6 protein-coding genes are annotated in these 10,475 nt (G+C 76.9%); 1 reads left to right on the top strand and 5 read right to left on the bottom strand.

All coding sequences use genetic code 11. The annotated features are described in order from the left end of the window. The first annotated feature begins 96 nt into the window (after positions 1–96). A complete protein-coding gene (locus tag ACH4F6_RS34055) occupies positions 97–819 on the top strand; it encodes an alpha/beta fold hydrolase (RefSeq protein WP_397964235.1) in 723 nt (240 codons plus the stop codon). 233 nt (positions 820–1,052) lie between these two features. Here the strand turns inward: ACH4F6_RS34055 and ACH4F6_RS34060 are convergent, their stop codons facing one another. The 5 genes from ACH4F6_RS34060 to ACH4F6_RS34080 are packed head-to-tail and all read right to left on the bottom strand — an operon-like array spanning position 1,053 to position 10,298. Further along, positions 1,053–2,741, bottom strand: coding sequence for a thiopeptide-type bacteriocin biosynthesis protein (locus ACH4F6_RS34060; protein ID WP_397964236.1), 1,689 nt, complete (start codon positions 2,739–2,741; stop codon positions 1,053–1,055). A 39-nt stretch (positions 2,742–2,780) separates the two neighbouring features. Then, positions 2,781–4,703, bottom strand: coding sequence for a TOMM precursor leader peptide-binding protein (locus tag ACH4F6_RS34065; RefSeq protein WP_397964237.1), 1,923 nt, complete (start codon positions 4,701–4,703; stop codon positions 2,781–2,783). After that, a complete protein-coding gene (locus tag ACH4F6_RS34070; RefSeq protein ID WP_397964238.1) occupies positions 4,700–6,457 on the bottom strand; it encodes a hypothetical protein in 1,758 nt (585 codons plus the stop codon). Before ACH4F6_RS34070 ends, ACH4F6_RS34065 begins: the two co-directional genes overlap by 4 nt. Then, the gene (locus ACH4F6_RS34075; protein WP_397964239.1) at positions 6,454–7,614 is read right to left on the bottom strand and encodes a lantibiotic dehydratase C-terminal domain-containing protein; all 1,161 of its coding nucleotides are present in this window, start codon (positions 7,612–7,614) and stop codon (positions 6,454–6,456) included. The genes ACH4F6_RS34070 and ACH4F6_RS34075 overlap by 4 nt, the downstream gene beginning before the upstream one ends. Continuing rightward, complete coding sequence (locus tag ACH4F6_RS34080; RefSeq protein ID WP_397964240.1) at positions 7,611–10,298, bottom strand: lantibiotic dehydratase; 2,688 nt, start codon at positions 10,296–10,298, stop codon at positions 7,611–7,613. The genes ACH4F6_RS34075 and ACH4F6_RS34080 overlap by 4 nt, the downstream gene beginning before the upstream one ends. Between the last annotated feature and the right edge of the window lie 177 nt (positions 10,299–10,475).

The raw sequence follows: 10,475 nt of genomic DNA on the forward strand, positions 1-10,475 counted from the left end.
CTCAGGACGCCCGCCGGCAGGGCATCGGCGTGACCGGACGGTGAGCCCTCTTCCTCCCGCGTCCCGACGCGGGCCCACACAGCAAGGAGCACAACCATGTCGACGTTCCTCCTGGTCCACGGCGCCTGGCACAGCGGCAGATGCTGGGAGCGGGTGGTTCCGCTGCTGACGGCGGCGGGCCACCGGGTGCTCACACCGTCGCTCACCGGCTACGGCGACAAGGCACATCTGGCCGGCCCCGACGTGGGACTCGACACGCACGTCGATGACATCGTCACGCTGATCACCGAGGAGGACCTCACCGAGGTGACACTCGTCGGGCACAGCTACGCCGGACTGGTGGTCTCGTCCGTGGCCAACGACGTCCCGGACCGAATCGCACAGCTGGTCTACCTCGACGCGATGGTCCCCGAGGACGGCGAGACGGCGGTCGACGTCATGCCGGTGACCCAGCACCTGATCGACCTCGCCCTGCGGTCGGAGAGCGGCTGGCGGGTGCCGCCGCCGCCCGAGATGCCGCCGCCCGCCGGCCTGTTCGGGGTGAGCGACCCGAACGACGTCGCCTGGCTGCGCACGATGCTGTCCGACCAGCCGGTGCACTGCCTTCGGCAACCGGTGCGGTTGAACGAGCCGGCCGCGAGGCGAATCCCGCGCACGCACATCCACTGCACCGTCCTGCCGGAGGGGTTCGTCCGGCGTCCCGTTCCCGCGATCCAGCCCAACGGCGCCCCGGCGCAGGTGTGGGAGCTGGCGACCGGCCACGACTGCATGATCACCACACCGGCCGCGCTCACCGACCTGCTGCTCCGGCTCGGCTGACCCTCCCGTCGGCCAGCGGCCCGGACAGGCCGGATCGCGTTCGGTCACGACGCCGAGCATCGCCTCGGCGGCCTTCTCCACGCGTACGAGCATGCCGCCTGACCCGGACGAGGATTTCGGCAAGGGCCGCGTCGTACCGGCGTCCAGCACGGCCAGGATCTTCGGGTCCCGGGCCGTCGCCGGCGTGCTGTTCGACCGGTGACGGCGTCCGCCGGCCACCGTGGGCCGTGCCGTCAGCCGTCCGTGCGGCGCCCGAGCGGCAGCAGGTACTGGAGCGGCTGGTCCATGTCGTCCAGGCCCAGCAGTTCGTGTGCCAGGTCGTCGTGGAAGCCGCCGAGCGGCGTGCCCGCGAGCCCCAGGGCCGCGGCGGTCAGCAGCAGCGTCTGCGCCAGGTGCCCCGTCTCCAGCAGCCCGAGGCGCAGCGCCCGCAGGCCGTAGCGCCGGCGCAGCAGGCCCAGCTCCACGTACAGTCCGGCGACGACCGGCGCGCCGTCGACACCGATCCGGTCCGGGTCCTCCTCGGGACGGGAGAAATAGGTCGACAGCGCCTCGACTTCGGCCTTCTCGGGTGCCGGGCCCACCCGGCGCAGCGTCCGGTGCTCCGGCACGCAGTCGTACGTCGCCGCGGGGAGCCCCGCCACGTCGAGGACGAGCAGCCGCACCCGTGCGGTGTGGAGGGCGCCCGCGCTCGGGTAGGGGCGGTGGGTGTAGATCCGGTCCGAGCCGTCCGGGAACCGCCTCCGGGTCCGGCTGCTCTCCGCCAGCGCGTTCCACAGCAATGCGCCGAGCGTGCCGGCGTCCAGCGGCCCGCCGATCTCGCCGCGCGCGGACGACCGTGCCGCCAGCGCTGCGGACAACGGCACCTCGGGCAGCGGGTCCGCCGGCAGCGGCGTCTCGGGGCCGTGGGTGTGGGCCGCCGCGTCGGAGGGAGCGTGGCGCAGGGCGGAGTCCTCGTTGCGGCCGATCCGGATCTGGCTCCTCTCCAGGTACTGCCAGTCGGGCGCGCGGTGCCCCTGCGGGAAGTACGACACCGGCTCGTCCGTGTCCAGCAGCGTGCGGGCGGCGAGCCGGCACACCGCGCGCTCCTCGTCCGGGGAGACGCCGAGCCGGTTGAGGAGCATGTGCAGCTGTGACGCCCACACCCACCGCAGCACCGCGTCCACGTCGGCGGGCGCGAACTCCGTTCGGGCCCGCAGCGTCCCGTCCGCCGCGCGGACCCGGTCCGCCCACTCCACCAGCCAGGGTTCCCCGGCCCCGCCCTGCGCCAGTCCCTCCCGCAGGGACGCCGCCCGGCGGCCCAGCGCGGAACGCTGCGCCGCGTAGACGGAGTTGATCCGCATGTGCACGGCCGCGGCCGGGAGCAGGGGCACCTCGGTGACCCAGCGCCAACCCGCCGCGTGGCCCCGCAGCCACTTCGCCGCCGTGACCCGGTCCATGTCCAGGGCGTACGCCGTGGCGTGTGCCAGGTCGGCCGCGAGGACGAGCCGGCCCGACCCGCCGGCCGGCTGCCGCCGGAGCGTGCGCAGCGCCGCCACGGCCACCCGGGAGGAGACCGTGAAGACGTCCTCGGCCGTGGGCAGCGCCCGCGGCCCGCCGTAGCGGCGCGTTTCGGGGACGTACTCCACCATGCGGACCTCACCGTGGTGCGAGGGCCATGGGCCACCCACGGACGGCACCGCCTTGGCGGCCCGGGCCAGCGTGGACGGCAGCTCCGCGGCGGCCGAGGGGCTCAGCCCCGCGACCCGGATCCGCAGGTGCGGGCCTCCTTCCCCGTACCGGATGAAGAACCACTTCGCGGCCCGCCCCGAGGCGACCAGTCCGTCCAGCAGCCCGGCCGCCTCCTCGGTGAGGAAGGCGTCGGTGTCCTCCGTGTTCGAGTGCAGGAAGAGGTGGTAGCTGTGCCAGGTGCCGGTCGTCGTCATGGAGGCCCTCGTTCGTTCGGGGGTCGGGAAGGGGCGGGGTCAGGGGAAGGGGTGGGGGTGGACCGCAAGGTCGTCCGGGTGCAGCGGTCGGTCCGTGCGGCCCAGCCGGTACGGCGTCCGGAGCAGGCGCGGCAGGCCCCTGGTGCGGTGGTTGACGTGACCGAACGTCATGGGCAGCGAGCCCGGCACGACGACCTTGGCGCAGTGCAGGCCGAACCGGTCCCTCAGCCCCGGCTCCGTCTGGTCGACGGCGATGACCTCCAGGCCCTCGCCGGTCAGCCGCCGCACGGTCGCGTCGAGCAGCACGCCGAGGTCCGCCACCGGCTCCGGCGCACCGGGCCAGGCCTCGGCGACGGAGCGGGTCGGAGTGTCGGCGAAGAGGAACGCCAGCCGCGGGGCCGCCTCGGCCAGGGAGTTCACCCCCACGTGGTCGTCCAGGGTCACCACGAGTTCCGGGTCGTCGAGCATCGGGAGCAGCCGCGCCGGGTCCCGCAGTCCGTTCCCGGGACCGGAACGGCGCGCGGACTCCAGGACGTTGGTCACCACCTCCGCCACCGCCGAACGGATCGCGACGCGCGGGTCGTGGTGGGCTCCGGCGGCCAGCAGCATCCTCGGAGCCCCGGGGTGGGAGCCCTCGTAGCGACAGACCGCGACGACCGCCGGGACGCCGAAGTCGTTCGTGGCGTCGAGGAGCACGAGGCGGTAGCCGGCCAGCTCCGCGCGGTCGGCCAGCAGGGCCGTCTCCGGATCCTCGGGCGGCGGCTCCACGCGGGCGAGCGGGGTGGAGGCGTACCAGGCCATCAGGAACGCGTCCCGCTCCGCGACTTCGAACAGCCCGTAGAGCACCGCTTCCTCCAGGCTGTTGCCCAGCCCGCAGCCGTTGGAGGACTCGTACACCACGCGCGGCCGGTCGCCCGGCACGTCCCAGTACGCCACGTGCTCGGGCACGGCCACGGCCCGGCGCCGGGTGAGGGACCAGCCGTGGACCCAGTCCAGTTCCAGGTCGGGGCTGTACGGGACGGTCCGCGAGGCGGGATGGCCCTGGTAGGCGGGGTCGGGCAGCCCCAGGCGCACGGGATCCACGGCCCGGTCCGGCCCGAGCTCGCCGAAGGACGCCCGCAGCCGGGTCCGCCGGCCGGTCGGCCGCATGCCCGCGAACCGCTCGACGCTCTCGAAGAGCGCCACCCGCTCGCTGGTGCGGAAGTCACCGGCCCGCCCGTATCCGCCGTCGTCCACCATCCGTCCGTCCGTGACGAACGCCGTCGTCAGGCAGAAGGCGGAGTCCTCGCTGCGGAACAGCCGGCGCACCGGGCCGAACCGCTCGTCGTGCAGCACCGCGCGCAGCTGCGCGACCTCGGTGCGGGGGTTGGCGCCACGGAGCACCTCGGGGTCGGGCAGCGGACGGGGGCCCGACGGCACCGGTACGACGTCGGCGGCCGAGTCGTCCGGCAGCGGCCGGCAGACCGCGCAGCCGCCGACCGGACGGACCCGGTGGGTGGACCAGGTGGCGCGGCCGTGGTGGACGAGGTGCACCGTGGCGGTGGCGTCCGCGCCCGGCCGTGGTCCCGGCGACTCGTCGTCGGCCGCCTCCAGCAGCTCAAGGGCGAGTGCGCCGGTCGCCCCGCCCAGCGCGGCCGAGGGAGTCCCCGCCAGGGCCAGGGCCGGACTGTGCCACGGCACCCGCCCGCCCGTCGTGGCCAGCCGCTGGTACTCGGCGCAGGACAGACAGGCGGCGGCGCCCGGACGCAGGACCGGCCCCACGACGGCCAGGGCTCCGTCGAACCGCACCGGGACGAGGCGCACGGGATGGGCCAGCGCGTGGCGGCTGAGCCGTTCGGCGAGTTCCAGCGTCCACCGGGGCAGCAGGACGACCGCCGGACCCGCCGTCGCGGCGAGCGCGGCCCCGGCGTCGAGCACCGGCACGGGCAGCGGGCCGAGGACCGGACGTCCGGCGTGACTCACCGGCCCTCCCCCCGGCCGTACAGCACCGAGAATCCGAACGCGCGCAGTCGCGCGACGAGCGGAGGGGCGGCGTCGCCGGACTCCCGGACGCGCAGCCCGGTCAGCCGGCGCAGCACGGTCTGCAGTGCGGCCTCCCGGAGCGCGAGGTCCGCCAGCCAGCCGTTGGTCCAGCCCCTGTCCTCCCAAGGAGCCGTCCGGACGTCCGCCGTGGCCAGTGCCGCCACCGCGCCGTTCGCCCGGCAGAGGTGCCCGACGGCGAGCCCCTGGGCGGCCGCGGCGGTCGCGGCGGCGGCCGACAGGGCGGCGAACGCCGCCGCGTCGCCCGGCGTCGCCTCCACCGCGTGGCCGAGGACGGGCCCGTGGGCGGCCGGATCCGTTCCGCCGCGCACGACGGCCAGGTACGCCTCCTCGTCGGCGAGACGCCGCACCTCGAGTCGGGCTGGCGTGCCGAGGCGTGCGGTGAGGGCCGTCCACCAGTGGCCGGCCTGCGGATGCTCCCGCCAGTGCGCCTCGGGCAGTACCGCGCCCGCGGCCGGGAAGGCTTCCGCCGCGGCCTCGCGCAGGGCGCGGCCCAGGGCGTGCGCCGGATCCGCGCCCACCGACGCGCGCCCGACGCCGGGCCCCGCCAGCCGGAGCTCCGCGGCCCGGCAGAACGCCTCCAGACGGGCCAGGTCCAGGCGCGCCGCGCCGGCCAGCACGGCGCCCTCCGGCAGTTCGCACGAGGCGAGCGGCACCGGCGACTGACGCAGGGCTCCCGGCGCCGGGCCCGGCAGGACCCCGACGCGTTCGTCGGTGAGGGCCGTCACCCGTCCCAGCGCCTCGGCGAGCGCCCGGGCCGGCTCCAGGCGGGTGCGGCGGTCGGCGTCGATCAGGCCGGGCCCCAGCCAGCTGCGGTAGTCGGCCCGCAGGGGCCGGGCGTCGGCCACGAGGACCGCGGGCAGTCCGGGCACCAGTCGCGGGTCGTCCCCCTCGCTCGCCGGGTCCGGCAGCCCGCCGACCGCGCACAGCAGCCGCTGCGCCGCCGAGCCGCCGAGCAGCGCGACGAACGCGGCCGGACCGGCTTCGGCGGGCTCCGACGGCGGGTGCGCGGCGAGCGCGGCCGCGTCCGAGGAGACCTGTTCCGGGCTGCCGGGGGCCGTGACGTAACCCCGGCCGCCCCGGACCCCGACGGCCACGGCCCGCCGGCCGCCTCCGGCCTCGCGCAGCAGGACCACGTCCTCGGGCAGCGCCGGGTCCACGGCGTGCGACCAGGCCACTCCGGCGTCCGACAGCGCGCGCGGGACGGCCTCCGCCAGCGGGCCGCCCGGGGCGCCGGACGCGACCTCCACGCGGGCCGCCGCCAGCGCGGCGGCGGTGTCGGCGGGCCGCCCCGCCGTCGCCGCGACCCAGTCGGCGGCGCGTCCGGTCGGCGCCGACACCACCAGGTCGTGGGCCCGCAGACGCTCGACGAGGGTGTCCAGCGCCTTGCGCGCCCGGGTGCCGGGCGCGGCCCTGCGGTCCAGTTCCGCCGCGTCGCCCGTGCGCAGGGGCTCCTCCAGCAGACGCCACAGGGCGGGCAGCGCCGTGCTGCCCTCGAGGGTGACGCTGCCGCGCCGTCCGCGCAGGTGCAGGCCGGCCCGCAGCGGGGTGACGGCCACGTCGGGGCGCAGTCGCGGAAGGGCCGGCTCCGTCGTGTGGCCGGCGGCCTCACCGGTGGTGTCGCCGCCGGCCCGGGCGTTCACCGGAAGGGTTCCGGGCGCCGAGGGAGTGGTCATGCTCCGCGCTCCCTCGCGTCGACGGCCGCCGCCATCTCGGCGCGCCAGTCGCACCCGGTCAGGCGGGGCACCGTGCGGATGACGAGATGGGCGGCGAGGTAGCGTTCCAGCGGCGTGACGTCGCAGATCGCGAGGAGCCGGTACAGGGCGTTGGTGCAGGCCCGGTAGACCAGGTAGTCGGGGCGGCTCCACATCGTCCCCTCGGGGTCGGAGCGCCGCAGCAGGCGGTGGAACTCGCTGTAGCGGGTACGCAGGTCCCGGCTCCATCGTTCCGTCGTCTCCGCGTCCCCGGTCGCCGCCGCGCGCTCCCGGTACTGGAGCGGATCGCCGTGCAGGTCGGCTCCCGCGGCGTGGCGGTCCTGCGCCAGCCGCCAAGCGGCGGCCGACCAGTGGGCCCAGTCACGCTCCCACCCGCGTGCCGCGCCCCCGGTGATCCGGCCGACCAGCGCGGTCACCGTGTCGCCCGCGCTCTCCCAGCGCCGTTCGAAGCCCTCCCGCAGTCGGCCGTGGGGGTCGTCATGGACGAGGAAGTCCTCCAGGTGGGACACGTACGACCAGTGGCCGCCGGCGAGCCCGCCGGGGTGGGCGGCCGCGTGCGCGGCGAGCGCCGTGACGGCGAGCTGCACGCGCGCCTGCGCGCCGTCGCCGTGCTCGCCGAGGAACCCGGTGCCCGCCCGGAGCGCTTCCAGCCCGCCGCTCAGCAGGTCGTCGCGGAGCGCCGCGCCATCGTCCCCGAGCAGACGCCGCAGGGGAACGAGGTCGACCGGTTCGAGGCGCACCGTGTTGTCCGGCACGATCGGGTGGTAGGGCGGCGCGACCAGCTCGGCGCGCCCGTTGCGGGCGGCCTGTTCCAGCAGTTCGGCGTCGGTGAGGTCGCGCCGCGAGGGGTGGGCGCCGACCCAGTCGCGCAGCGCCCGTGCCGCGTGCTCGGCGGCCGGCCCGAGCCGTGCCGGGGCGCCCCGAAGACGCAGCCGCACGTGCGGGCCGTGCAGCCAGTGCCGTTCGACGTGGGCGGCCAGGCCCCGGTCCCGGCACTCCGCCGTGAGCGGCAGCACCGCCTCCCCCAGCAGCCGTGCCTTGACCGGCTGGTGGTAGTACGCCACCACGTCGAGCACCTCGTCGGCGCCGCCGTCCGCCGGGAGCGGGGTGGACGTCATCGCGACCTCCCCGCCCGGTACGTCTCCGTGACGAGCTCCACCGCACGGGTCGGCACGGCGGATCCGCCCGGCGCGGGCAGCGCCTCCTCGAGGACCGCACCGCCGGGGTGGCGGGAGAGCCATTTGGCCAGGCAGCGCAGGTGGAGCGGGTTGCCCAGGTCGACGAACTGGGGCTTGGGGCGGCGCAGGTGCGCCAGGAAGTCCTCGGTCACCCGGCCGGTGGGGGCGGTGGGCGCGGGGTGCAGGAAGACCTGGTCGGGCAGGCCGAGCAGGGCGCGCCAGCGTGCCACGGGCTCCACCGGGGTCCCGGGGGCCGCCGTCAGCTCAGCGTGCAGGGCCCGCACCACTCCGGCCGGCAGGGTCCACCGGCGGCGGTTCAGGACGACGTGCCGGTGGCGCAGCCGGGGGGCGAGGACCACCTCGCCCCCCGGGGCGTCCACGGAGTGCCGGGGCGGCAGCGACCGGAAGTCCACCACGCCGTGCGGGTGGTCGGACAGCAGCGCCGCGATGCGCCGCGGCAGCATGAGCGGGGCGAGGAAGCCGGGGTAGAGCACGTCGAGCGGTTCGCCGGTGGCCGTGACCCGGAACCGCACCTGGTCGCCGGCCTCGTCGTGGAAGAGTTCCACGTCCGCCTCGGCCAGCGAGGTCCAGCGGCGGTCGGGCCCGATGTCGTCCGGGACGAGCAGCGGGTGCAGATTGGCGTTGAACCCTCCGACCGGTCGCATCTGCGCGGCGCGCGCGCCCGGTCCGAGGCCGCGGCGCAGCTGCGCGGCCACGTCCTCGGCCGCGTCGGGGTCGAGCGCGTCGAGGAACCTGCTGGTGAACCGGCCCCAGCCGCCGTACACGCGGTTCACGCAGAGCATCCCGCCGTCCGGGTCCCGCTGGAGGAAGTACGCGTAGCTCAGGGGGCGCTCGACGGCCCAGCGCGGCAGCCGCTCGCCCAGTCCCTTGACGGCGTCGGCCGGCAGCAGGACCTCCGTGCCGTCCGGCGATCCGGCCGCGGCGGTGCGCACGGCGTCGGTGAGTTCGGCGCGCAGGGCCATGAGCGCCCCGACGCCGGTGGGGAACCCGGCCGGATCGTCCCGGCCCGGGGCGGTGACGCGGGCGGCCTGCTCCCAGGCCTCCTCGACCTCGGCGCCGAACTCCCAGGGGTGCGGGCAGTTCCCACCTGCGCCGTACCGCTCCACGAACCGGTCGCGGGCGGCCCGCCGCATCACGTGTGCGAGGTCGAACAGTTCGGCCAGCGCGGTGACTTCGCCCAGGGCCTCGTGGTCGGCCCCGTCGAGGAACCCGTCGAGTGGCACCGGCCGTGGGGCCACGACGTCCTCGGAGAGGACGTTCAGCGGCGCCGAACCCGTCGGGACGGGCCGTCCGGCGTCGGCGAGCAGCCGGGTCCAGCCGTCGGCGAGCCCGGCGAGGAGGGCCGGGCGCCGCGGCGCGGGTGCGGAGGCGAACGCCGAGGTCTCACGGGACAGTTCCGCCAGCCGGTCCGCGAGGCGGCCGGCCGCCTCGGGGCCCTGCCCCCCGACGCCGGGGAGCGTGCGGAGCCACGCGGCCAGCCGGCCCGCCGGGTCCGGGTCCTGCGGCGGGACCGGACTGGTCGGCACCAGCAGACCCGCCTGCCGGAGGCGTTCGAGGAAGGCCAGCGCCGCCGCGCGGTTCGTGTCGGGCGCCCCGGGCAGGGCGGAGGCGAGCAGCTCCGCCATCTCGTCGAGCGGCGCGGGAGTTCCGGCGTACGGGGCCAGGAGCCGCAGGGACCCGTTGAAGGCCACCTCCGCCGCGTCCTCGTCGGTGACGAGGTAGCGGCCACCGGCGAAGGCGACCCGGTCGCGGGCGTACGTCGCGCGTCCGTCGGAGACGCGCGCGGTGCTGGTGACGCGGTGCGGAAGCCCGGCGCCGTGGCGCGGGTCGGCCAGCAGGGCCTCGGCGAGGGCGGTCGTCAGGGTGCGGTTGACCTTCACCGACGCGTGCAGAGGGCCGTCCAGGAGGGGCTGTTCGCCCCACGACCGCACGCGCGGGCGGCCGGCGCGCGCTGGGGCCGGCCGGCCCCAGCCGACGGCCGTGAACCACGAGAAGGGACTGGTCTTGGTGCCGGCCCGCAGGGCGTGGCGCAGCACCGTGGGCTCCTCCTTGCGGGCTTTGCGGTCGTCGGCCCGGCGGCCGGCACGTTCGACCGCGCGCAGCAGGTCGCCGCTGGTGAGCGCGACGGCCCGGGCGAGCGCGGGTTCCCGGCACAGGGCGGCGAGGGCCGCCCGCTCGGCCGCGAGTGCCGGTTCGGCGGCACCGCCCAGCTCGGCCGTCAGGGCTCGGCGACGGTCGCGCAGCTCCAGCCAGGATGCGAGCCGGGGGACTCGCCGCGGGAGGTCGTCCAGGCGGTCCAGCACGGCGGGCCGCGGCTCGCGCCCGTTGTGCAGTGCGCGGCGCAGCGGCAGGACGACGTCACGGTGGTACTGCTCGCCGTGGCCGGACCGGCTGGCGTACAGGTCGTCGCAGAGCGGCTCGCGCAGCGCGCGCAGCGCGGCTTCGAGCGAGGTGAGGCGGGCGAGGGCGGCACGGAACGCCGCCGTGGCCGGAGACTGCGCGGGGCAGGTCAGCACGGTGGCGCGTACCAGGGCGTACGGCGCCGAGTCGACGAGGTAACTGTCGTGCCCGGGTGGTGTGTCGGCGCTCGCGGTGTGCGGCATGGGCTGTTCCGTCCCTTCGTGCCCGTGGTTCCCGTGGTACGGCACCGTCGCGGGGCGGGCCCCCGGGGGGGGGGGGCCCCCCCCCCCCCCCGGCCGGGCGGGGGGCCCCGGGGGGGGGGCCGGGGGCGCGGCCGCCCCAGGGGGGGGGCGGGGGCCCAACACCGGGCCGGCCCCCGC

The sequence above is a fragment of the Streptomyces sp. NPDC017936 genome, from assembly GCF_044328485.1.
Taxonomy (GTDB): Bacteria; Actinomycetota; Actinomycetes; order Streptomycetales; family Streptomycetaceae; genus Streptomyces.

Coding starts and splice junctions, on each gene's coding strand:
- ACH4F6_RS34080 (WP_397964240.1), bottom strand. CDS start 10,298: ATGCCGCACACCGCGAGCGCCGACACACCACCCGGGCACGACAGTTAC.
- ACH4F6_RS34055 (WP_397964235.1), top strand. CDS start 97: ATGTCGACGTTCCTCCTGGTCCACGGCGCCTGGCACAGCGGCAGATGC.
- ACH4F6_RS34060 (WP_397964236.1), bottom strand. CDS start 2,741: ATGACGACGACCGGCACCTGGCACAGCTACCACCTCTTCCTGCACTCG.
- ACH4F6_RS34070 (WP_397964238.1), bottom strand. CDS start 6,457: ATGACCACTCCCTCGGCGCCCGGAACCCTTCCGGTGAACGCCCGGGCC.
- ACH4F6_RS34075 (WP_397964239.1), bottom strand. CDS start 7,614: ATGACGTCCACCCCGCTCCCGGCGGACGGCGGCGCCGACGAGGTGCTC.